We start from the raw sequence: 22,881 nt of genomic DNA on the forward strand, positions 1-22,881 counted from the left end.
TAAGATGCAGTCATCCCAATCATCTTGTGAAGGCAGATCATGTTCTCCAAAACCATCAGCAGCGTTCTTGTTTCCACCGTGTTTGCCGCCGGCGCCGCCTCGGCCGCCGCCAGCGCTCCTCTGACCCTGGAAGTATTCAATCCGGGCGAAGAGGCCATCTTCCCCGTCGCTTCCGTGCTGGTCGCGGGCAAGCATGACGCCGTGCTGATCGATGCGCAGTTTTCGCGCGCCGAAGCGCAAAAGCTGGTGGAGAAGATTCGCGCCAGCGGCAAGAAACTGACGACCGTGTACATCAGCCACAGCGATCCCGATTTTTACTTTGGCCTCGACGTGATCAAGGCCGCGTTCCCGCAGGCGAAAATCGTTGCCACGCCTGAAACCGTCGCGGAAATTCGCCGCAAGGCTGACGCCAAGGTCGCCTACTGGGGCCCGATCCTGAAAGACAATGCGCCGAAAAGCATCGTCATTCCGGAAGCGTTGACGGGCAAGCGCATCGCCCTGGAAGGCCAGTCGCTGGACATCGCCGGCCCGACGCCAGCGCGCACCTATGTGTGGATTCCATCGATCAAGGCCGTCGTCGGCGGCGTGGTGCTGTTTGGCAATTTGCACGTGTGGACGGCCGATACGCAAAGCGCGCAATCGCGCCAGGACTGGCTCAAGACCCTCGACGGCATCGCCGCCCTGAAACCCGTCACCGTCGTGCCTGGCCACTTCAAGGTCGGTTCGCCCCTGACGCCGGACAGCATCGGTTTTACGCGCGACTACCTGGTGACGTTTGAAGAGGAAACGGCCAAGGCCGCCAATTCGGCCGCCCTGATCGAGGCGATGAAAATGCGCTATCCGAAGCTGGGCCTCGATGGCGCTTTAGAAACCAGTGCAAAAGTCGCCAAAGGCGAAATGAAATGGTAAGCGGCAACCAGGAGGCTCACATGCCCACACTGCACTACATTTTCGACCCGCTGTGCGGCTGGTGCTACGGCGCCGCGCCGCTGGTCGAGGCGGCGCGCGCCGTGCCTGGCCTGACGGTGGCGTTCCACGGCGGCGGCATGATGACGGGCAGCAATCGCCGCCAGATCACGCCCGAGTGGCGCGGCTATGTGCTGCCGCACGACCGGCGCATCGAGCAATTGTCGGGCCAACCGTTTGGCGATGCTTATATCAACGGCTTGCTGAACGACACGACGGCCACGATGGATTCCGAACCGCCGATCACGGCCATCCTGGCGTCTGAAGCCTTGGCCGGCAAGGGCCTGGACATGCTGCAGCGCGTGCAGCGCGCCCATTACGTGGACGGCTTGCGCATCGCCGACCTGCCCGTGCTCGTGGCCTTGGCGCAAGAGCTGGGCATGGATGGGGCGGCCTTCCAGGCCGAATATGCGCGGCAGGCGGGCGCCGCCACGCAACGGCACATCGACGCCAGCCGTACCTTGCTGGCGCAGGTGGGCGGGCAGGGCTTTCCTACCTTCGTGCTCGACGATGGCAGCGGCAAGCTGTCCGTGATCGATATCGGCGGCTTCCTGGGCCAGCCGGCGAAGTTGCAGGCGCAGCTCGGTGGCGTGTGCGATGCGCAAGGGTGTGCATTGTAAATAACTATCGATTCGATAAAATCAATTAGCTTTTCCTTTGTTGTTGACCTCGTTACACTGGTTCCATTAGTCAACAACGAAGGAAAAGCAGCCATGAGCCAACAGCCGCCATTCAGTACCGCCTCGGGCATTCCCGTCGCCGACAACCAGAATTCCATCAGCGCCGGCCCCCGCGGCCCGCTGCTGCTGCAAGACTTCCACCTGATCGAAAAACTCCAGCATTTCAACCGCGAGCGCATCCCTGAGCGCGTCGTGCACGCCAAAGGTTCGGGCGCCTACGGCACCTTTACCGTCACGCACGACATTTCGCGCTACACCAAGGCCAAATTGTTTGCCGAAGTAGGCAAGCAGACGGCGACCTTCGCGCGCTTTTCCACGGTCGGCGGTGAACGCGGCAGTGCCGACACGGAACGCGATCCGCGCGGTTTCGCCGTACGTTTCTACACGGAAGAGGGTAACTGGGATTTGGTTGGCAACAACACGCCGATGTTCTTCATCAAGGACCCGATCAAGTTCCCCGATTTCGTCCACACGCAAAAGCGCGATCCGCAAAGCAATCTGAAATCGGCCGAAATGATGTTCGACTTCTGGAGCCATGCACCGGAAAGCTTGCACCAGGTCACCATGCTGTTCTCGGACCGGGGCACGCCGGACGGCTACCGCCACATGGATGGCTTCGGCAGTCACACATATAGCCTGATCAATGCCGACGGCCAGCGCGTGTACGTGAAATGGCATTTCAAGACGCGCCAGGGCATCAAGAATCTGCCTGCCGCGGAAGCGGGCCGCCTGGCCGGCGCCGATCCCGATTACGCGCAGCGCGACCTGTTCGGCGCCATCGCACGCGGCGATTTTCCCCAGTGGGAAGTCAAGCTGCAAGTGGCGACGCAGGAGCAACTCGATGCATGGGAACAGCGCACGGGCTGGAATCCGTTCGACCTGACGAAAGTGTGGCCGCACGCGGACTTCCCGCTGCTGCCGGTCGGTATTTTCGAGCTGAACCGTAACCCGGACAATTACCATGCGGAAGTCGAGCAGGCCGCCTTTTCGCCGGCCAACGCCGTGCCCGGCATGGGCTACTCGCCGGACAAGATGCTGCAAGGCAGACTGTTCGCCTACCACGACGCCCAGCTGTACCGGGTCGGCACGAACCACCAGCATCTGCCCGTGAATGCGGCCCGCTGCCCCTTCCACAACCAGCAGCGCGACGGCGGCATGGCGATCCACAATGGCGGCGCGGCACAGAATTACGCAAACGTGGCGGCGGCAGGCAGCGCGCCGCAAGGGCTGGGCCATGGCGAGGGAGCGCTGGCGCTGGCTGGCGGCGCGGCGCGCTACGATGGGCGCGGCGTGGAAGACGACTTTACGCAAGCCGGCAATCTGTTCCGCCTGATGTCCGCGCAGGCGAAGCAAAACCTGTTCGACAACCTGGCTGGTCCCTTGAGTCTGGTGCGGCCGGAAACCTTGCAGCGTCAACTCGGTCACTTCGACCGGGCCGATGCCGCCTACGGTGCCGGCGTGCGGGCCGCCTTGCAGGCGCGTGGCGTGGCGCTGTAGTGAGTGTTGCAGGCGGAACAATGCTGTTCCGCCTGTTGTTGATGCAGCGCAAATTAGAGCCGGATATCAACTATTGCAAATATTGCCTTGTGGACATATTTGCCGTCCATGCGTAGACTTGACGATCTGATCTGACTAGAAAGTCTTGCAATATGAATATCGCGAAGCTGTCGGTGCATGGGGACGACCCCACGCTCAAATCCATCCTCGAAGTCTTGCCCACCGATCCGGAACGACAATGGCGCAAGGGCGAGGCGAAGGGCGCGAATCGCGTGCATCTCGATTCCGGCTTTGAAGTGCTGATCGCGCAGGCGCCCAAATCGCAAGTGTTGCCCTCGCGCATACGCAGCTATCTGGCCGAATGCCGTTCGCGCGGCGTCACGTTCACGATGCCGCGCATCGTGGCCGAGCTGCAACTGGAGCTGAACGGCGATGACACGGTCGATGCGCCGCTCGACCTGTCGCTGGCCGACATGCAGCACCTGACGGAAATGGGCATCAGCCTGAGCCTGGTGACGCGTTCCGCCGCAGGCTGATTCCCTTGTGATACCGAAGTGGCCGCCCTGAATGCACGGGCGGCCATTGTTCGTCACGGCTCTTCAAGCTCGACGGTGACCATATTGTCGTCCGGCTTGCGGTCGATCAGCTTGTTGTCGGGATCGATGCCCGCCTTGCCGGGGCGGCTGCCGACGATAACGGTGTAGCTCGCCTGGCGGGCCGTCATGCGCAGGCGCTCGCGCAGCAGCGGATGGCCATTCGCATCGTCGACGCCGATCTCGATCCAGTCGTGCAGCGGCGCGTCGTGTTCCTCTCCCTGTTCGCCGGCCGTCAATTTGCCCGCCTGCACCTTGAGGGTGACGGCGTACTTGCCATCGCCGCGCTTGGTGGCCGTGGCTGACAGGGCGCGGTTGTCGAACAGCACGATTTTCTCGAACAGGTCGTCGATCAGATAAGCCTGCTCGGGCGGCGTGACCTGGCGCAAGCCGGCAATCAGGGCCGTCACGCTCGCATACGGCGGGCCTTTCTGGCCATGGGTTCTGAGCAGGTCGCGCAGCACGCCGTTGACCTTGTCTTCGCCGATGATATCTTGCAGCAAGTACATGGCCAGGCTGCCCTTGTGGTAGTGGATGTAGGCCTGGTTTTCATTCTCGGCCAGCGGCAATTCTTTCTTGCGCTCCTCGCTGCGTCCCATCAGGTATTGATTCAGGTCATAGCGCAGGAAGCGGCGCATCTTGGCCGGCCCTGCGGTTTTCTTCATCACCATCAGCGCCGAATATTCGGCCAGGGTTTCACTGAGCACGGTGGCGCCGCGCGTGTTGCCGCCCACCAATTGATGCGCCCACCACTGGTGCGCCACTTCATGCGCCGTGATGTAGAACGGATAGTCGATGTCTTTCGGGTTCTTGTCGTCCACCTTGGCGATGAAACCGAGGCCTTCCGAGTACGGAATCGTGTTCGGGAACGACTGCGCGTACGTGGCGTAGCGGGGGAACTCGACGATGCGCAGGATCTTGTGCTGGTAGGGGCCGAAGTTTTTCGTGTAGTACTCGAGCGCTTCCTTGCTGCCGCGCACGAAACGATCGAGATTGTATTCATGCCCCGGCTGGTAATACACGTCGATGGCCACGTCTTGCCAGCGCTCGTGCTTGACGGCGTAGCGGGCCGACTGGAACGCGTAGAAATTCAGGATGGGCTGGTCCATCGTGTAGTGGAAGTAATGGCGCCCCTTGGCGATCCAGTCGTTGTCCAGCATGCCCGGCGCGATGGCCGTCTGGCCGTCGACGGTGCTGACGGTGGCGTCAAAGTTGATGCGGTCGGCATCGTTGCTGACGTAATTGTCGGCCAATCCCTTCGCATCGTCGCGCGGCAAGGCCCGTTCGCGCGCCGGCAAACCGTGTTTCTTGCGGTCGCGCGGGTCCGTTAATTCCTGCTGCGGCTGGTAGCCGATGTGCGGCAGCACGGCATTCGTGAAGAAGGTGCCGTTGCCCACCACGGGCGTGTCCTGGCCCAGGCCGAAGATGCCGCGCGGCGCATAGCGGACGTCGAAATCGAGGCCCAAGGTGGCGCCCGGCGCCAGCGGCGCGGCCAGGCGGTAGCTGTAGAAGCCCAGCTTGCCGTCATCGAGGCCGGGATGCACGCGCGCGTCAAAACGCAGGCGCATGGTGGCGGTCGGGTCTTGCTGCACAAAAATGTGGCTGATCGGCAGGCTGGTCTTGTTTTGCAGCAGATAGCGGCCCGTGACGATGAGGCTGCGCTGCGCCGGGTAGATGGCCACGTCGAGTTTCACGTCGGTGATTCGCGGCTGCGGCGTGGCGGCAAACTTGCGGTACTGGCGTTCGATGCTGGCGCGGTCCGCATCGCGGGAAAATTCGGACTGGTAATCGTTGGCCACGTGGAAAACGTAGAACAGCACGCCGCCGGCGAAGACGAAGATCAGGGCGCCGCCGGCAAAGCTGGCCAGCACGCCGTGCGTGAGGCCGTGGCGCGCCAGGCGCAGGCGGATGCGCCAGCTGTCCTGTGCGCCGCGGGGCCAGAACAGCAGCGACAGCACCGTCAGCATGACGGCCGCGCCGCTCCAGTACAGCAAGTACCAGCGCTCGCGCAACACAAAGTGGCCGGCGCCGTTCATGGCCGAATACACGACTTCCGGCGTGCTGCCGTACAGCAGCAGCGGGTCGCCCAGACCCAGCGAGGAAAAGCTGATGCTGGCGATGTGGTACAGAATCATGGCGAAATACGCGAGGTATTTCTGATTGATCAGCACCTGCACGAAGATGGCCAGCACGGCCACGAGCGCATAGTAGGGCAGGTGCGACAGGAACAGCGATTCCAGGTACAGGCCGGGGTCGAGGCGGTAATAGCCCTTGAAGACCTGGATCGACATGCCGCACAGCATGATGACCAGGCTCAGCAAGGCTTGCAGGCCGACCAGCGCCAACAGCTTCGACAGCAGGGGCAGCCAGTTTGGGACGGGCAGGGCGTCGAGCATCAGATACGTGCCCGCTTCCCGTTCGCGCCACACCAGCTCGCCCGCGTAGAAGGTGGTAATGATCAGCATGAACAGGGCGAACGAGGCGCTGACCATGTCCAGCACCTTTTCCGTCACGGGGTAGGTATTCGTGCCGTACATGGAACCCATGTCCAGCGCGCCCGCATACATGGTCAGCACGCCGGCCAGCACGATGACGACAAAATAGATGTTCTTGATGGTTTCGCGCAGGTTCAGCCAGCTCATCTTGAGAAGCAGGGCTGCCAGGTTGCGTTGCGCGAAGTCGGGCGTTTCCTGCGTGGATAGCGAGGCGTTCGACAGGCGCTGCGGCGCCTCGCCCTCGCTGCGGCGCCTGGTGGCGCCCGCGTCCGTCGTCGCGTGGAACTGGAAGCGCCAGTAGCCGAGCAGCAAGGCCACGAGGGCGAAGCCGGACCAGATGGCGCGGTTCAGCAGGTACACGCCTTCCAGGGTCACCAGGCGCGTGTTGCGCTCCGCGTTCGGCCAGTATTCCGTCAGGCGTATCAATGCCGTGGTGCCGAAGGGGTCGATCAGGGCGGCCAGGGTCTTGTAGTCGAGGTCGCGCGCCAGCGACGGCGCCACCAGGTAGCCGATCAGCATGACTACCGAGCTGATGTACACGGGCAGCATGCGCCGCGTGAGGGCCGCGATGACGAAGAAGATGGCGCCGAAGATGAACAGGTTCGGCAGCAGGGTAAATACATACGGCATCAGGTAGGCCAGTGCCCGTTGCGGGCCCAGCCGTTCCGGGTCGATGCCGGGCAGCCAGGCGCCCAGCCAGGCACCGATGACGATGCTGGAAAACACCACGGCCAGCACCAGATAGGCGCCGAGGAAGCGGCCGAATACGTACTGGTATTTCTTGATCGGCGCGCTGAAGAAGAAATGCTGCATGCCGTATTCGAAATCCTGCTGCACCGAGCGGCCCATCATGGCGGCCACCACCACGGCGCCGAAACAGCCGAGCAGGCTGCACGTGAACGCCAGCGAGCGCGGCGCGTTGATCAGGAACTTGCCGCCGAAACTGATGCTCGCTTCCTTGAGGACGCCGCCGGCCGCCGCCATCCACAGCATGGCCAGCGCCAGGAACATGGCGAAATACACCCAGGTGGACAGCAGCTTGAGCCGCTGTCGCGCTTCAAAGCGGGCGATGGCAAACATGGCTGTCCCCTCAGTCGCACTGCGGGGCGACGCGGTGGCGCCCGGCAATGGTGGCGAAATACAGGTCTTCCAGGTCGCCGATGGCTTCCTCGAAGCCGTCGCCCGGGTCGTCGTCGCTGTAGACGTGGATCAGGGTACGGCCCGACAGCAAACGCGTGGAAATGACGGCGTGGCGCTGCTGGAAGCTGGCCAGCTCCTTCTTGTCGACAAAGCGCGCCCAGATCTTGCAGCTGACTTCGTCGATCAGTTCCTGGGTCTTGCCGCACAGCAGCAAATGGCCCTTGTTGATGATGGCCATGTTGGCGCACAGGTCGGCCACGTCGGACACGATGTGGGTCGACAGGATCACCGTCTTGTCTTCGCCGATATCGGACAGCAAGTTGTGGAAGCGCACGCGCTCCTGCGGGTCGAGGCCGGCCGTCGGCTCGTCGACGATGATCAGCTTCGGGTCGCCCAGCAGGGCTTGCGCGATGCCGAAGCGCTGGCGCATGCCGCCGGAAAAGCCGCCCAGGCGCTGGTGGCGCACATCGAACAGATTGGTTTGCTGCAACAGCCCGTCGACGACTTCGCGCCGGCGCGCCCGCTGCGACAAGCCTTTTAACATGGCGAAGTGGTCGAGCAGCTCGTAGGCCGTCACTTTCGGGTACAGGCCGAAGTCTTGCGGCAGATAACCGAGCATGCGGCGGATCTCGTCCTTGTCGTCGAGCACGTCGTAGTCGCCGAAGAAGATCGAGCCGGAATCGCATTCCTGCAAGGTGGCCAAGGTGCGCATCAGGGTCGACTTGCCGGCGCCATTCGGGCCCAGCAAGCCGAACATGCCCGGCGGTATCGTCAGCGAAACGTTGTCCAGCGCCACTACGCCATTCGCGTAGGTCTTCGACAATTTGCGGATCTGCAATTCCATACAACTCCTAACTCATGCGTTGCTGCCCGATGCGACAGGGCTACTCTATGCTGGCATTGTATTGAATTTAAGACGTACTGGGCAGTTGCATGCGATACACGGCATTTTCGCGTGCCCAGAGTGCAGCTGGGCGGGGCGGATGGTGCCCCCGCCACGCACCTAATTGCGGAACAACACGGATTCGCGATTGAACCACCAGCGGCACAGGGCCAGCAGCGCGCCCGCGATCACCGTGGTCGACGCCAGGATCACGCCGAACATGCGGTAATCCATGGTGCCCTTGACCAGTTCCTTCATGGCCAGCGACACATTCGTCAGCGGCACCATGGCCCATATCCAGTTCAGCTCGACGCCGGGCAACATGGCCGCCACCGTGGGCAGGATGACAAACAGCATCAGCGGCGTGATCATGCCGGCCGCTTCCTTGTAGCTTTTCGCGTAGATCGAGATCGACAGCAGCAGCGAGGCGAAGATGGCGGCCGTCGGCACCAGCATCAGGGTCACCATGGCCAGGTCGGGCAAGCCGATGCTGCGCACCATGACGGCCATGTTGCCTTCGAGCGAACTGCCGAAGATGGCCAGCAGGGCGCCCATGCTGCCCACCATCAGCACGGCCGAGGTCATGCCGACGGTAAACAGCACGAGGAACTTGGCGACCACGATGGCGCTGCGCGGCACGGGGGCCAGCAGCAGGGTTTCCAGGGTGCCCCGTTCCTTTTCGCCCGCGCCCAGGTCGATGGCCGGGTACATGGCCGCCGTCAGGCACACCATCAGCAGCAGATATGGCAGCATGCCGCCGACGATGGCGCCCATCTGCTCGCGCTCGTTGGCCGTCGATTGCTTGTCGAGCACGATGGGGTGCAGGGCAAAGGCCAGCTGGGCCGGGCTCAGGTTCAGGGCCGACAGCGCGTTTTCGCGCAGGCTGGCGTTGTAGGCCTCGACGATCTCGCGCACCCGCTGCTGGGTCACGTCGACCGTGCTGGCGCTGTTGTAATGCAGGGTGACCTTGGCTTGCTGCTGTTGCTGCAGCGCTTCTTCAAAATGAGGCGGGATGACGACGGCAAACTTGATGCTGTCGTCGCCGATGGCACGGCGGATGTCGCCCTCGCTGGTCAGCGGCACTTCGCGCAGGTTGTGCTGCTGCGCAAAACGCGCGCTCAAGCCCGGTGAATGGTCCTTGCCGAACAGCGCATAGCGCATTTCCGCCGTTTTCGCGTTCTTGAACATATTGCTGGAAACATAAGCGAAGCCGCCAAAGATCAGCGGCATGGCAAAGATGGGGATGAGGATGGTGAAGATCAGCGTCTTGCGGTCGCGCGTGAGTTCCAGCAACTCTTTCAGATAAATGGTCCACATGGCTCAGGCTCCCTGGTTGATGACGCTGACAAAGGCGTCGTACAAGTCCGCGCTGCCGCCCAGGTGGCGCAGTTCGTTGACCGTGCCATTGAAGGCGGTGGTGCCGCGGTTGATGATGCAGACGCGGTCGCACAGCTTTTCCACCTCGTGCAGGTGGTGCGTGGAAAAGATCAGCGGCACGCGCAGCGCCTTGTAGCTGGCGATGAAGTCGAGCAGGATCTTGGCCGACATTACGTCGAGGCCCGTCGTCGGCTCGTCGAGGATCACCACCTGCGGCTCGTGCACGACGGTGCGGGCGATCGCGCACTTCTGTTTCATGCCCGTCGACAGCTGATCGGCCCGCTTGCTGCCATACTCTTCCATTTGCAGCAGGGAAAACAGCTCGTCGCAGCGGCGTTTCAGCTTGTCGGCCGGCATGCCATGCAGGCGGCCAAAGTATTCCACGTTCTCGCGCGCCGTCAGGCGGCCGTACAAGCCCGTCGAACCGGACAGGAAGCCGATGCTCTGGCGCGCCACCAGCGGTTGCTGCAAGACATCGACGCCGTTGACGAGGGCGCTGCCCGCGTCCGCCTGCAAGGCCGTCGACAGCAGACGCAGGGTGGTCGTCTTGCCGGCACCATTCGGCCCCAGCAGGCCCAGCACTTCGCCCGGGGCGCAGCTGAAACTGACGTCGCGCACGGCGTGGAACCAGCCCTCGTGTTCGCGCGGATCGCTGACGTGCACGCCCTTGCCCTTGTGGGGCGGCATGCGGAAACGTTTTGCCAGGTGTTTGACCTCAATCATGTGCATCATCCATTCAATGGTGAAGAACGAGAGTAGCATGCAAAAAATGTAACTTGCAAGGTGGAAATATCGTTTGGTCTATTGAAAAAAACAGCATCTTCATGCAAGCTGGCCCGGTGGGCGCCGCAGACGGCGCGGGAGAGCGCAATGCAAACGATCGATCAGGCAATGCAGGACAAGGTACTGGCCGTGGCCCGCGCCGGCATGACCAGTGCCGAAGCCATTGGTTTCTTCCGCGTCAGCCTGGGGCTGTACTACCTGGCCGGCCTGATGACGGAGGAAACCCTCGATTTCAAGCAGATCGACGCGAAGTACAACCGTTTTATCTACCACTCCATAGGTGGCGGGCACAGCATCGCCAGCGTGCTGCAGTTCATGAGCGGCGAGAAAGTCTTGCGCGTGCTGCAATCGGAGCGTTTCCTCGCCGCGTTTGCCCAGCACTGCCCGGACATTCCCGTCGACAGCATTTCCTTCCTGATCTCACTGAACTTGGGCGTGGCGAAAAGCCTGTCCGGCCTGGACGCCGTCGGCCCCGTGGTGGACTGGATCGAGCAGGAAAAAGCGCGCACAAGTCAATAAAGCCCCGATCCCCCTGCGCACGGCGTGGGGACGGCCGGCCGCTATCGTCCTATAATTCATGTTTTCCCTGACATGAATAGCCACGATGACCGCAAACCGCCATTTTGACCCCCTGGATCGTTTGATTGTTGGCGCCGACAAGGCCCTGCGCGTCATGGCGGGCGTGGCCTCGGCCTCGCGCCCCACGCCGGCCGCGCATGCGCCCGATGCGGAACTGAGCCCGGCCGAGCAGCGCCACAGCGCCGGCTTGATGCGCGTCAACCATGTGGGCGAAGTGTGCGCGCAAGCCCTGTATAACTCGCAGGCGCGCTATGCGCACAGCCCGGCCATCCGCGCCCAGTTCGACGAAGCGGGACGCGAAGAGGAAGACCACCTGGCCTGGACGGCGCAGCGCCTGACGGAGCTGGGCTCGCGTCTGAGCCTGCTCAATCCCCTGTGGTATGCCGGTTCGTTTGCGCTGGGCACCATCGCCGCGCGCATGGGCGACGGCCGCAGCCTGGGTTTTGTGGTGGAAACGGAACGCCAGGTAGAAGCGCATCTGGCCAGCCACCTGGAGGAATTACCGCCGCAGGACGCCAAGTCGCGCGCCATCGTCAAGCAAATGGCCATCGACGAAGTGGAACACGGCGCCGCCGCCCAGCGACTGGGCGCCATCGATACCCCGGCACCCGTGAAGGCGCTGATGGGGTTGATGGGCAAAGTGATGACAAAAACCTCGTATTACATCTAGCAGGTAGGGTAGGTCGGATTAGGCCGCCGGCCGTAATCCGACAACATTGTTGGCGCTTGCGGTGTCGTCGGATTACGCGCTCACGCGCTAATCCGACCTACATCATTCCTCGATGATTTCGAACGAGTGGGTTATCTCCGCCGTTTTCGCCAGCATGATCGACGCCGAGCAATATTTGTCATGCGACAAGGCTACAGCCCGCTCCACGGCCGTCGGTTTCAGGGCCTTGCCCCGCACGGTAAAGTGGAAGTGGATTTTGGTAAAGACTTTCGGATCGGTGTCGGCGCGCTCGGCCTTCAGGGTCACTTCGCAGCCACTGACGGCTTCGCGCCCCCGTTTCAGGATCAGCACCACATCATAGGCGGTGCAGCCGCCCGTGCCCAGCAAGACCATTTCCATGGGGCGTGGCGCCAGGTTGTGGCCGCCGCCATCGGGCGCGCCATCCATGGTCACCAGGTGGCCGGAACCCGTTTCTGCCCGAAAACTCATGCCCGACGGGCCATTCCAGCTGACTTTGCATTCCATCGTACTCTCCGAAAATTGTAAGCGTTTTGTATTGTAATAGAGGAATGCCCATCCATGTGCCGCCCGCCGGGCCGCAGCCGGCCTCGATTGCGGCTTGACGCGGCAAGGCAAAGCCGCTTATACTTGTCGGCTTTCCGTTCGCTCAGGAAAAGTAAATAAGGCAGAGTCCGAACAGCAACATCGTCGGAACCACCATTTGAGCGTGTAATCTATTAGGAAGTCAACATGAAAACATTTTCCGCTAAAGGACATGAAGTCCAGCGCGATTGGTTCGTGGTTGACGCGACGGACAAAGTCCTCGGACGTGTTGCCAGCGAAGTGGCACTCCGACTGCGCGGCAAACACAAACCAGAATTTACTCCTCACGTCGATACCGGCGACTTTATCGTCGTCATCAACGCAGGCAAACTGCGTGTGACCGGTACCAAAGCTACTGAGAAAATTTACTACCGTCACTCTGGCTATCCAGGCGGCATCTACGAAACCAACTTCCAGAAAATGCAACAGCGTTTTCCAGGTCGCGCGCTTGAGAAAGCGGTCAAAGGCATGCTGCCTAAAGGCCCACTCGGCTACGCAATGATCAAGAAGCTGAAAGTGTACGCGGAAGGTTCCCATCCGCACGCTGCTCAGCAACCTAAAGCACTTGTTCTCTAAGGAACTGACATGATCGGTAATTACAATTATGGAACCGGCCGTCGCAAAAGTGCAGTGGCTCGGGTTTTTATCAAAGTTGGCACAGGCTTGATCGTTGTTAACGGCAAACCAGCAAACGAATACTTTTCGCGCGAAACGGGTCTGATGGTCATCCGTCAACCACTGGAACTGACCGGCAATGTCGAGCGTTTCGACATCAAAGTCAACGTCCATGGCGGCGGTGAGTCGGGCCAGGCTGGTGCAGTTCGTCACGGCATCACCCGCGCTCTGATCGACTACGATGCAGCGTTGAAACCGGAACTGGCGAAAGCCGGCTTCGTTACCCGCGATGCACGTGAAGTCGAGCGTAAAAAAGTTGGTCTGCGCAAAGCACGTCGCGCAAAGCAATTCTCGAAGCGTTAATTTCTACGCTACAGCACCTTCCGGGGTGCTGGTCGAAAAGCCGCTGGACTTTGGTCTCGCGGCTTTTTTGCATTTCAGCGTGACTCTGCGTTGCGCTGTAAAATACGCGGAAAACCCGCAGGGGTAGCGTTTCCCCTCATCTTTATGCAATCTATACACAAGGAAAGAACATGATCAAAGTTGGCATCGTCGGCGGCACTGGATACACGGGCGTGGAATTGCTGCGCTTGCTCGCTACCCATCCAGATGTCGAGTTGACGGCGATTACCTCGCGCAAGGAAGATGGCTTGCCCGTTGCTGACATGTATCCTTCCCTGCGCGGCCATGTCAAACTGGCGTTTTCCTCGCCGGACAAGGCCAACCTGGAGCAGTGTGACGTGGTCTTCTTTGCCACGCCACATGGTGTTGCCATGGCGCAAGCACCAGCCCTGCTGGCCGCCGGCGTGAAAGTCATCGACCTGGCCGCCGACTTCCGCCTGAAAGACCAGGCCAAGTTCGAGCAGTGGTACAAGATTCCCCACACGGCCCCTGAATTGATCGAGCAAGCCGTGTACGGCTTGCCGGAACTGAACCGCGAAGACATCAAGCAAGCCAAGCTGATCGCCAACCCCGGTTGCTACCCGACCACCATGCAGCTGGGCTTTTACCCGCTGCTGAAAGCTGGCCTGGTCAACGCGGGCAGCCTGATCGCCGACTGCAAGTCGGGCGTGTCCGGCGCCGGCCGCAAGGCGGAGATCGGCATCCTGTTCTCGGAAAGCAGCGACAGTTTCAAGGCCTACGGCGTGGCCGGTCACCGCCACCTGCCGGAAACGACGGCGCAACTGCAGCGTTTCACGGACGAGAAAGTGGCGCTGACCTTCACGCCGCACCTGGTGCCGATGATCCGCGGCATGCATTCGACCCTGTACGCGCAGCTGAACAAGGATGTCAGCAATGAAGAGCTGCAATCCTTGTTCGAAGAGCAATACAAGGATGAGCCTTTCGTCGACGTCATGCCATTCGGCTCGCACCCGGAAACCCGCTCCACGCGCGGCTCGAACATGCTGCGCCTGGCCTTGCACCGTCCCGAAGGCGGCAATACCGTCATCGTGCTGGTGGTGCAGGACAACCTGGTCAAGGGCGCATCGGGCCAGGCCGTGCAGTGCATGAACTTGATGTTTGGCTTGAAAGAAACGGCCGGTTTGCAACACATCGCCGTGATGCCGTAACGATACGCGACGGTGCTTGCGCGGGTCCGGCGCCTTTTTGCCGGACCTGTGATAAATTGGACTGCCAGCCAACCCGACAGGATGACGTTCATGTTCGAGCGCAACGCGAAAAATCCCATCGATACCTTGATCGGCGCTTCCACGCGGATCGAGGGCGACTTGCTGTTTTGCGGCGGCTTGCGCATCGATGGTCATGTGCGCGGCAACGTCACGGGCGAGCCGGGCGAGCCCACGTATATAGTGCTGGGCGAGGCGGGCCGCATCGATGGCGAAGTGCGCTGCTCGAGCCTGGTCGTCAGCGGCGAGATCAATGGCCCCGTGTATGTGTCCGAAATGCTTGAAATCCAGCCAAAAGCCCGCATTGTAGGAGAGGTCTATTACAAGGTGCTGGAAATGCACAGCGGTGCATTGGTGCAAGGCAAGCTCAGTCGGCACGACAGCGCCGACCCCGTGCTGCACTTGGCCGTGTCGGAAATGTGAGCAGGAACAACACCGTCCAGCCGCATCAGCGGCGGCCGCAGCGCGACTTGCGCCAACAGTCTATAATGACTTAATGTTTTCTAGTAGGAGTGCCTGATATGAATGCCGTCGCTGAAATGCAAGATGTGATCCCTTCCCCTATTATCTTTACCGATAGCGCCGCTGAAAAAGTCGCGCAGCTGATCGAAGAAGAAGGCAATCCCGACCTGAAATTGCGCGTCTTCGTGCAGGGTGGCGGCTGCTCCGGTTTCCAGTATGGCTTCACCTTCGACGAAATCGTCAACGAAGATGACACCACCATGGTCAAGAACGGCGTCCAGCTGTTGATCGATTCCATGAGCTACCAGTACCTGGTCGGCGCGGAAATCGACTACAAGGATGACCTGGAAGGCGCGCAGTTCGTGATCAAGAATCCGACAGCCACGTCCACCTGCGGTTGCGGTTCATCGTTCTCGGTATAAAGTAGTTTTATCGGAATGTAAAAATAGCGGATCATCGATCCGCTATTTGTGTTTATGCGCCCGCTTAGCTCGGGTATAAGGCGCCCAGTACCCTCAGCCCCTGCGCTCCCGTCACGGCCGGCAAGTTGCCCGGCTTGCGCTGCGTAAAGCGCCAGGCTAGCCAGGCAAAGGCCAGCGCCTCGACCTGGCTGGGTGCCACGCCCAGCGCTTCTGTCGATTCCACCGCCATGCCCGGTAATGCGCGGGCCAGCGCCGCCATCAGGCTGGCGTTCTGCGCGCCACCGCCACACACGTATACCGTTTCCGCCTGCGCACCGTCGCGTAGGATGGCGTGCGCCAGGCTGGCGGCCGTCAGCTGTGTCAGGGTCGCCTGCACGTCGGCGGGCTGGGCGGCTGGATGGCCGGCCAGCTTGGCGTTCAGCCAGTCGGCATGGAACAGGTCGCGTCCCGTGCTTTTCGGCGCCGGCAAGTCAAAATACGGATCGTCGAGCAATTCCGCCAGCAGGGCAGGGATGACCTGGCCTGTCGCTGCCCAGGCGCCATTGGCGTCGTAGGGTTGGCCCTGGTGTTGCAAGACCCAGCCATCCATCAGCGCATTGCCGGGGCCCGTGTCGTAGCCCGTCACGGTGCCGTCCGCATGCAGCACGCTGATATTGCTGATGCCACCGATATTGGCCAGCACGCGCGTGTGGCCGGGCACATTGAAAATGGCCTGGTGAAAAGCGGGCACCAGCGGCGCGCCCTGGCCACCGGCCGCCACGTCGCGGCTGCGCAAGTCGGCGATGACGTCGATGCCCGTCAGTTCAGCCAGCAGAGCCGGGTTGTTCAACTGGCGCGTAAAACCCAGCTCGGGGCGGTGGCGAATGGTCTGGCCATGTGCGCCGATGGCGGCGATGGCGTCCGGGCCGATGCCCGCATTGTTCAGGAGCATAGCGACGCAGTCGGCGTAATGGCGCACGAGCTGATTTGCCGCCAGTGCTTCGCGTTCGATTTCATTTTGGCCGGCACTTTGCAAGGCCATCAGGTCGTCGCGCAGGCTGGCGGGAAAGGGAATGTAGGCATCGCCCAGGCTGCGTGTGCCGCTATCATCGGAAAAGTCGACCAGCGCGCCGTCAACGCCATCGAGGCTGGTGCCAGACATCAGGCCGATATACAGCATGGGTTTTCCTTGAGTACGTAAGTGATGGGATGCATTGTGCCGCATTTTCCTGTTCACATAAAACAAAGGCACCGGCCATCTGCATGGGCGGTGCCTTTATATGTTGCCCGAAGGCAGTGTTGCTTAGCGCGAAGCCAGTGCCGTGTCGTTCGGACGCAGCAGGGTGAAGCGGTGCATCATGTCAGCCGATACCATGCGGAAGCGGCTCAGCTCGGCGGCCGTCAATGGCGCCTGGGCTTGTACGTTCAGCTTGCTTGGATCTTGTGCCACGCCGCCGACGCGGAATTCATAGTGCAAATGGGCGCCCGTGGACCAGCCGGTGGTGCCGACGTAGCCGATCACATCGCCCTGGCTCACTTTTTGACCTTTTTTCAGGCCCGAAGCGAAGCGGCTCATGTGGGCGTAGGCGGTGCTGTAGTTGGCCCAGTGTTTCAGGACAACAACATTGCCATAGCCGTTTTGGCTGCCGACGGAGTCGACCACGCCATCGCCCGAAGCGCGGATAGGCGTACCCGTTGCTGCAGCGAAATCGATGCCCTTGTGCGCTTTCCAGTTGCCGGAAATCGGGTGCACGCGCATGGAGAAGCCGGACGAGATGCGGGAGAATTCGAGAGGGGATTTCAGGAAGGCTTTTTTGAGGGACTTGCCGTCGAAGCTGTAGTAACCGCCGCCTTGCTTGCTTGCTGGGTCTTCGAACCAAACGGACTGGTAAGTCGTGCCGCGGTTGGTGAATTCACCGGCCAGGATGCGGCCCGCTCGGACGAATTCGCCATCTTGCCAGAATGTTTCGTAGACAACATTGAACGAGTCGCCGCGTTTCAGGTCGGAGCGGAAGTCGATATTGGTGGAGAACATTTCCACGATTTGCGCGGAAATCGAGTCTGGCAGGCGGGTGCCGTCCAGGCTGGAGTCGGTGGCGGCGAACAGGGTGGAAGTAATCTTGCGCGCGTGCATTTCAACGCGGCGTTCCAGCTGGGCTGCCACTTCCGTGGCCACGAACTTGTCGCCCTTGCGGGTGATCAGGATGTTCTTGACCGATTTGTCCGTGCCGTCGACGAGAGTGGCGCGCATCCAGTTGAGGTCGCCGTTTTCGGTCGTTTGCGCTTGCACGCGCTTGCCCGATTTCAGCAACATCACGCCGCGCGCGATCTTGTCGGTTTTAATGAAATTGGCAGCCGCCTGATCATCCACGCCGAGACGGGTCAGCAGGGTGGCGAGGGTGTCGCCAGCGCGGACTTTTTCTTCGTGGGTGAAATTCTGGTCTACCTGTTCCATCGCGGAAATTTGCGAGGCGAGATCAGGCATTTCCAGGTTTTGGGCGATGGACGTGACCGGCAGGTCCGATGCGTCGGGCGCCATGGGCGACACAGCGACCGCGCCGAAGGCGGCCACGGCGAGCAGCACCGCGGACGCACCAATAATGCGTGCCTTGCGGGTCGTCGTCAGCTGTGTGTACAAGCGTGAGCCTGTGATTTTATGTATAGGGTTCATGCAATCAGTTAAAATTTGCCCTTGAACGTGACCTGAGCTAGCGCTCTTTGTTATTGTTATTTTGATTCGTTTTCATACGGCAAGATTGATGGGATCGAGCATTATAACAAACTCCGCAAACCTACTACCATTTTGAGATCTACAGTCAAATTTTATGGAAATCAACACCACCGCATCGCCTACAAAGGCTAACGCCGCTCAGACCGCGCTTCCGCTGTCTGACAGAGTACAAGAAGCCCTCGCGATTACCAAGCGTGGCGTCGACGAACTATTGATCGAAAGCGAATTTGCGCAAAAATTAGCACGCTCCGAGAAAACCGGTGTTCCGCTGCGCATCAAACTGGGCCTGGACCCGACCGCACCCGACTTGCATCTGGGCCACACTGTCGTGCTGAACAAGATGCGCCAGCTGCAAAACCTCGGCCATCAAGTCATTTTCCTCATTGGCGACTTCACGTCCATGATCGGCGACCCTTCGGGCCGCAACGTCACGCGCCCGCCGCTGACCAAGGAACAGATCGAGATTAACGCGATGACGTATTTCGCGCAAGCATCTTTAGTGCTGGACGCCAGCAAGACGGAAATCCGTTATAACTCCGAGTGGTGCGATCCGCTGGGCGCGCGCGGCATCATCCAGCTCGCTTCCCACTACACGGTGGCGCGCATGATCGAGCGCGACGACTTCACCAAGCGCTTCCAGGGCGGCATTCCTATTTCCGTGCATGAATTCCTGTACCCGCTGATGCAAGGCTACGACTCGGTGGCCCTGAAATCGGACCTGGAACTGGGCGGCACGGACCAGAAGTTCAACCTGCTGGTGGGCCGCGAACTGCAAAAGCAGTACGGACAGGAGCAGCAGTGTATTTTGACCATGCCGCTGCTGGAAGGTTTGGACGGCGTGGAAAAAATGTCCAAGTCGAAGAATAACTACATCGGCATTACGGAACCGGGCAACACCATGTTCGCCAAGCTGATGAGCATTTCCGACGTCATGATGTGGCGCTACTACGAGCTGCTGTCGTGGCGCTCGATCGCCGAACTGGCCCAACTGAAGCGGGAAGTCGAGGAAGGCCGCAACCCGCGTGACGCCAAGGTTGCGCTGGCGCAAGAAATCGTCGCCCGCTTCCATTCGCAACAGGCGGCCGAAGATGCGCTGGCCGACTTTGTCAACCGCTCGAAGGGCGGCATTCCCGACGATATCCCGGAAGTAAGCCTCGCTGGCGCACCGCTGGGCATCCCGCAATTGCTCAAGCAAGCCGGTCTGTGCCCATCCACGTCGGAAGCCATGCGCAAGATCGACCAGGGCGGCGTGCGCATCGACGGCACCGTCATCAGCGACAAGGGCTTGCAAGTGGAAGCCGGTCAGTTTGTGTTGCAAGTTGGCAAGCGCAGCTTTGCGCGCGTCATCTTGACGGCATGATCGCGCTGCTGCAGAGAGTGACGCAGGCCAAGGTCGATGTCGATGGCGCCACCATCGGCACCATCGACGCCGGGCTGATGGTGCTCGTGTGCGCCGAGCGGGGCGATACGGAGAAGGAAGCGGACGCCTTGCTGACCAAGTTGCTCGGCTACCGCGTGTTTGCCGACGAGGCGGGCAGGATGAACCGCAGCGTGACGGACGTGGCCGGCGGCTTGCTGCTGGTGCCGCAGTTCACCTTGGCGGCCGACACCAAGTCCGGCACGCGCCCGTCGTTTACGCCGGCCGCCGCGCCGCAGGATGGCTTGCGCCTGTTCACGCATTTCGTGGACCAGGCGCGCAGCCGCCATGCGGCCGTGCAAACGGGGCAGTTCGGTGCCGACATGCAGGTGTCGCTCACCAATGACGGCCCCGTCACATTCTGGCTGCAAGTGAACGCCAAATAAGCGTCAAACAATAACTATAAAGAGGAGCAAGCGATGAAATTGTGGAGCGAGACGTTTCGTGATGGCGGCCTGATGCCGGCCGACTATGCTTTTGCCGAGATCGATCCGGCCAGCCGCGTGCGCCTCGCCGGCAACCGCAATCCCCATCTGGCCTGGGACGATGTGCCCAACGGCACCGAGTCGCTGGCCCTGTTCTGCATCGACCCCGATGCGCCGCAAGACGCCAGCCTGGCCAACCGCGATGACCAGGCCCTGCCGCTGACGGCGCTGCGCGGCGACTTTTATCACTGGAGCTTGCTCGATATTCCCATCAGCATGCGCGTGATTGCCGCCGGTGAATTTTCCAGCGGCATCACGCCGCGCGGCAAGGCGGCCGCTACTGGGCTGCGCCAGGGCATCAACGACTACACGGGCTGGTTTGCCGGCGATGCCGCCATGGCCGGCGATTACTACGGCTATGACGGCCCGTGCCCGCCGTGGAATGACGAGCGCATCCACCACTATATTTTCCGCCTGTACGCGCTCGACGTGCCGCAGCTGGCCTTGCCCGAGCGTTTCACGGGACAGCAAGCCCATGCCGCCTTGTACGGCCACATCCTCGACGAAGCCCAGCTCGTCGTCGCCTATTCGCTCAATCCCGAGTTGGCACTTACTCTGAAGAAATAACGCATGAGCACCACGATTTTATTGATACGCCATGGCGAGACGGCCTGGAATGCGGGCCGCCGCCTGCAGGGCCATATCGACATCGCCTTGAACGAGGCGGGCCTGGCGCAAGCGGCCGCGCTGGGGCAGGCGCTGGCGGACGAACCGCTGGCCGCCATCATCGCCAGCGATCTGCAGCGCGCGCAGCAGACGGCGCAAGCCGTGGCCGACGTGAACAAGCTGCCAGTGCAGACTGATACCTTGCTGCGCGAGCGCTGCTATGGCGCTTTCGAAGGCTTGTTGTATGCGGACATCGCCGCGCGCTATCCGCACGAGTATGCGCAATGGCAATCGCGCCAGATCGACGCCGTGATGCCGTCGGGCGAACGCCAGGCCGAAAGTTTCCGCCAGTTCTATGCGCGCGCAAACGGCGCCATTGCCCGCTGGGCCGAGCAATATGACGGCCAGACGATCGCCATCGTGGCCCACGGCGGCGTGCTCGAGTGCGCTTACCGCGAGGCGGTCGGCATGACGCTCGACAGTCCGCGCGACTTCCAGGTCAAGAATGCCAGCGTCAATCGTTTTTCTTACGCCGACGGCAAGCTGCATTTAGTGCACTGGGGAAATATCGAGCACCTGAGCGCGCCCGCGATGGACGAGCTGGGCTAAGCGGCCTCATCGCCACTCTGACGCACTGAGCTAAAAAAATAGTGCTTATTAAATAGGCAGGGAATCGGTTAAAATAGCAGGTTCCTCCGTCCATTCCAGGTTCCTCAGTGCAAATCGGCCCTCACATTCTGCGCAATAACGTTTTCGTCGCTCCCATGGCCGGCGTGACGGATCGGCCTTTCCGCCAGTTGTGCAAGCAGTTGGGTGCCGGCTACGCCGTGTCGGAGATGGCGGCGTCGAATCCGCGCCTGTGGGCGACGGAAAAAAGCGCGCGCCGCACGGACCATGAAGGTGAAATGGAGCCGAAAGCCGTACAGATCGCCGGCGCCGATCCGCAAGACCTGGCCGACTGCGCCAAGTTCAACGTGGACCGGGGCGCACAGATCATCGACATCAACATGGGTTGCCCCGTGAAAAAGGTGTGCAACAGCTGGTGCGGTTCGGCTCTGTTGCAAGATGAAAGCCTGGTCGAAAAGATATTGCACGCCGTCGTCAACGCCGTTGACGTGCCCGTCACCCTGAAATTTCGCACGGGCTGGAACCGTTCCAACAAGAATGCCCTGACCATCGCCCGCATCGCCGAGAAAGCCGGCATCCAGATGCTGACCTTGCACGGCCGCACGCGTGCCGATGGCTACAAGGGCGATGCCGAATATGAAACCATTGCCGCCGTGAAAGCATCGGTGGGCATCCCCGTGGTGGCCAATGGCGACATTACCAGTCCGGAAAAGGCCCGCTTTGTGCTCGATCAAACGGGCGCCGATGCCGTCATGATCGGCCGTGCGGCGCAGGGCAGGCCGTGGATTTGCCGCGAGATCGACCATTTCCTGCGCACCGGCACCTTGCTGCCGGCGCCGTACGTGGATGAAGTGCGCACCCTGATGGACGAGCATTTGCGCGCCCATTACGCGTTTTACGGTGAATTTCTCGGCGTGCGCACGGCGCGCAAGCACATCGGCTGGTATGTGAAGGACCTGGAAGGCGGCGAAGCGTTCCGCCAGCAAATGAACTTGCTGGAGTCGACGGATGCGCAATTGCTGGCCGTCGATCAATTTTTTGAGTCGCAATGGAAATTTGGCGAACGGTTACAATACCGCCTCTCCGAATCCAGTGAAAGTGGCCTGATAGAAGCGGCCACGGCAGCATGCGCAGATAGCAAGGCAGTGGTATAAGTTATAAGCAATAGTGATCAGCAAGAGTGATAAGAAGTACAAGGGCGAGCGCCTATACAGAGCGTCATGCAATATTAATTACAACATCAAGGCAAGAGGGCAGCACGCGGACCGCATGAGCGACGCGGCACCGGATGGCCAGGTGTTCAGCCGGTTGAAGCATACAAATGAGCAAAGAAAGCATTCAGGAAGTCGTACAGAAAAGTCTAGAAGATTACTTCAATGACCTGGGCGAACAGCAAGCATCGAATATCTACGACATGGTCGTGCTGACCGTGGAAAAGCCCATCCTGGAAGTCGTGATGACACGCGCCGATGGCAACCAGTCGCACGCCGCGCAGATGCTGGGCATCAACCGCAATACCCTGCGCAAGAAATTGCAGGAGCACGGTTTGCTGTAATGCCGGCATGCAAGTGACGCCAAGATTTGAATCCGCCGCAGCGGGCCCAGCTCCATAGCTGACCGCTGCGCCATTCGCCAAGAACACT

24 protein-coding genes are annotated in these 22,881 nt (G+C 61.0%); 17 read left to right on the forward strand and 7 right to left on the reverse strand.

All coding sequences use genetic code 11. From position 1 onward, the window contains the following. Positions 1-39: 39 nt before the first annotated feature. The 4 genes from MRBLMS1_RS27280 to MRBLMS1_RS27295 all read left to right on the forward strand — a co-directional run bounded on the left by MRBLMS1_RS27280 (position 40) and on the right by MRBLMS1_RS27295 (position 3,679). Entirely contained in the window at positions 40-909 is an 870-nt protein-coding gene (locus MRBLMS1_RS27280) for an MBL fold metallo-hydrolase (RefSeq protein ID WP_139091750.1), read from the forward strand. A gap of 20 nt (positions 910-929) precedes the next feature. Further along, positions 930-1,586 (forward strand): DsbA family protein, encoded by a 657-nt coding sequence (locus MRBLMS1_RS27285; protein ID WP_485883431.1) that lies wholly within the window; start codon positions 930-932, stop codon positions 1,584-1,586. Positions 1,587-1,679: 93 nt separating this feature from the next. Beyond that, positions 1,680-3,143: a catalase gene (locus MRBLMS1_RS27290; RefSeq protein WP_139091748.1), complete on the forward strand. Its 1,464-nt coding sequence runs from the start codon at positions 1,680-1,682 to the stop codon at positions 3,141-3,143. A gap of 152 nt (positions 3,144-3,295) precedes the next feature. Beyond that, on the forward strand, positions 3,296-3,679 hold the full coding sequence (locus MRBLMS1_RS27295) for a hypothetical protein (RefSeq protein ID WP_034749263.1): 384 nt from the start codon (positions 3,296-3,298) through the stop codon (positions 3,677-3,679). Between the two features lie 53 nt (positions 3,680-3,732). Here the strand turns inward: MRBLMS1_RS27295 and MRBLMS1_RS27300 are convergent, their stop codons facing one another. From MRBLMS1_RS27300 to MRBLMS1_RS27315, 4 genes are all read right to left on the reverse strand, one after another. Next, positions 3,733-7,311, reverse strand: a complete 3,579-nt coding sequence (locus MRBLMS1_RS27300) for an ABC transporter permease/M1 family aminopeptidase (protein ID WP_485883434.1) — start codon at positions 7,309-7,311, stop codon at positions 3,733-3,735. 10 nt (positions 7,312-7,321) lie between these two features. Next, the gene (locus MRBLMS1_RS27305; RefSeq protein WP_046683456.1) at positions 7,322-8,215 is read right to left on the reverse strand and encodes an ABC transporter ATP-binding protein; all 894 of its coding nucleotides are present in this window, start codon (positions 8,213-8,215) and stop codon (positions 7,322-7,324) included. A 159-nt stretch (positions 8,216-8,374) separates the two neighbouring features. Then, positions 8,375-9,571 (reverse strand): ABC transporter permease, encoded by a 1,197-nt coding sequence (locus tag MRBLMS1_RS27310; protein WP_485883437.1) that lies wholly within the window; start codon positions 9,569-9,571, stop codon positions 8,375-8,377. Positions 9,572-9,574: 3 nt separating this feature from the next. Continuing rightward, entirely contained in the window at positions 9,575-10,354 is a 780-nt protein-coding gene (locus MRBLMS1_RS27315; protein WP_128141266.1) for an ATP-binding cassette domain-containing protein, read from the reverse strand. Between the two features lie 147 nt (positions 10,355-10,501). On the opposite strand from MRBLMS1_RS27315, the gene MRBLMS1_RS27320 reads away from it, so the two are divergent. Both MRBLMS1_RS27320 and coq7 read left to right on the forward strand, forming a co-directional pair. Then, the gene (locus MRBLMS1_RS27320; protein ID WP_139091743.1) at positions 10,502-10,933 is read left to right on the forward strand and encodes a hypothetical protein; all 432 of its coding nucleotides are present in this window, start codon (positions 10,502-10,504) and stop codon (positions 10,931-10,933) included. 85 nt (positions 10,934-11,018) lie between these two features. After that, positions 11,019-11,663, forward strand: a complete 645-nt coding sequence (gene coq7, locus MRBLMS1_RS27325) for a 2-polyprenyl-3-methyl-6-methoxy-1,4-benzoquinone monooxygenase (RefSeq protein ID WP_485883440.1) — start codon at positions 11,019-11,021, stop codon at positions 11,661-11,663. Between the two features lie 102 nt (positions 11,664-11,765). On the opposite strand, the gene MRBLMS1_RS27330 is transcribed toward coq7, so the two are convergent. After that, positions 11,766-12,188 carry an OsmC family protein gene (locus MRBLMS1_RS27330; protein ID WP_077399527.1) on the reverse strand — a complete coding sequence of 141 codons (423 nt, stop codon included), beginning with the start codon at positions 12,186-12,188 and terminating at the stop codon, positions 11,766-11,768. A gap of 225 nt (positions 12,189-12,413) precedes the next feature. Between MRBLMS1_RS27330 and rplM the strand changes: the two genes are divergently transcribed. The 5 genes from rplM (at position 12,414) to erpA (ending at position 15,393) form a co-directional block, all read left to right on the forward strand. Next, positions 12,414-12,842, forward strand: a complete 429-nt coding sequence (gene rplM, locus MRBLMS1_RS27335; protein ID WP_010393282.1) for a 50S ribosomal protein L13 — start codon at positions 12,414-12,416, stop codon at positions 12,840-12,842. A gap of 9 nt (positions 12,843-12,851) precedes the next feature. Continuing rightward, positions 12,852-13,244 (forward strand): 30S ribosomal protein S9, encoded by a 393-nt coding sequence (gene rpsI / locus MRBLMS1_RS27340; protein WP_010393285.1) that lies wholly within the window; start codon positions 12,852-12,854, stop codon positions 13,242-13,244. A gap of 170 nt (positions 13,245-13,414) precedes the next feature. After that, a complete protein-coding gene (argC, locus tag MRBLMS1_RS27345) occupies positions 13,415-14,452 on the forward strand; it encodes an N-acetyl-gamma-glutamyl-phosphate reductase (RefSeq protein WP_485883443.1) in 1,038 nt (345 codons plus the stop codon). A 90-nt stretch (positions 14,453-14,542) separates the two neighbouring features. Next, a complete protein-coding gene (locus MRBLMS1_RS27350) occupies positions 14,543-14,932 on the forward strand; it encodes a bactofilin family protein (protein ID WP_034749532.1) in 390 nt (129 codons plus the stop codon). Between the two features lie 98 nt (positions 14,933-15,030). Next, the gene (gene erpA / locus MRBLMS1_RS27355; protein WP_029496047.1) at positions 15,031-15,393 is read left to right on the forward strand and encodes an iron-sulfur cluster insertion protein ErpA; all 363 of its coding nucleotides are present in this window, start codon (positions 15,031-15,033) and stop codon (positions 15,391-15,393) included. 64 nt (positions 15,394-15,457) lie between these two features. On the opposite strand, the gene MRBLMS1_RS27360 is transcribed toward erpA, so the two are convergent. Next, complete coding sequence (locus tag MRBLMS1_RS27360) at positions 15,458-16,552, reverse strand: anhydro-N-acetylmuramic acid kinase (protein ID WP_485883446.1); 1,095 nt, start codon at positions 16,550-16,552, stop codon at positions 15,458-15,460. 123 nt (positions 16,553-16,675) lie between these two features. Then, entirely contained in the window at positions 16,676-18,043 is a 1,368-nt protein-coding gene (locus MRBLMS1_RS27365; RefSeq protein ID WP_034749221.1) for a M23 family metallopeptidase, read from the reverse strand. A 154-nt stretch (positions 18,044-18,197) separates the two neighbouring features. On the opposite strand from MRBLMS1_RS27365, the gene tyrS reads away from it, so the two are divergent. The 6 genes from tyrS (at position 18,198) to MRBLMS1_RS27395 (ending at position 22,793) form a co-directional block, all read left to right on the forward strand. Beyond that, a complete protein-coding gene (gene tyrS / locus MRBLMS1_RS27370) occupies positions 18,198-19,463 on the forward strand; it encodes a tyrosine--tRNA ligase (protein ID WP_139091740.1) in 1,266 nt (421 codons plus the stop codon). After that, positions 19,460-19,906 (forward strand): D-aminoacyl-tRNA deacylase, encoded by a 447-nt coding sequence (gene dtd / locus MRBLMS1_RS27375; RefSeq protein ID WP_485883449.1) that lies wholly within the window; start codon positions 19,460-19,462, stop codon positions 19,904-19,906. The genes tyrS and dtd overlap by 4 nt, the downstream gene beginning before the upstream one ends. A 33-nt stretch (positions 19,907-19,939) precedes the next feature. Then, positions 19,940-20,572 carry a YbhB/YbcL family Raf kinase inhibitor-like protein gene (locus MRBLMS1_RS27380; protein WP_128141271.1) on the forward strand — a complete coding sequence of 211 codons (633 nt, stop codon included), beginning with the start codon at positions 19,940-19,942 and terminating at the stop codon, positions 20,570-20,572. A 3-nt stretch (positions 20,573-20,575) separates the two neighbouring features. Further along, a complete protein-coding gene (locus MRBLMS1_RS27385; RefSeq protein WP_485883451.1) occupies positions 20,576-21,220 on the forward strand; it encodes a histidine phosphatase family protein in 645 nt (214 codons plus the stop codon). Between the two features lie 107 nt (positions 21,221-21,327). After that, positions 21,328-22,392 carry a tRNA dihydrouridine synthase DusB gene (gene dusB / locus MRBLMS1_RS27390; protein WP_485883454.1) on the forward strand — a complete coding sequence of 355 codons (1,065 nt, stop codon included), beginning with the start codon at positions 21,328-21,330 and terminating at the stop codon, positions 22,390-22,392. A gap of 167 nt (positions 22,393-22,559) precedes the next feature. Next, positions 22,560-22,793, forward strand: a complete 234-nt coding sequence (locus MRBLMS1_RS27395) for a helix-turn-helix domain-containing protein (protein ID WP_008445162.1) — start codon at positions 22,560-22,562, stop codon at positions 22,791-22,793. The last annotated feature ends 88 nt before the right edge of the window (positions 22,794-22,881 follow it).

The sequence above is a fragment of the Massilia sp. LMS1-1-1.1 genome (assembly GCF_040815535.1).
Taxonomy (GTDB): domain Bacteria; phylum Pseudomonadota; class Gammaproteobacteria; order Burkholderiales; family Burkholderiaceae_D; genus Janthinobacterium; species Janthinobacterium aestuarii.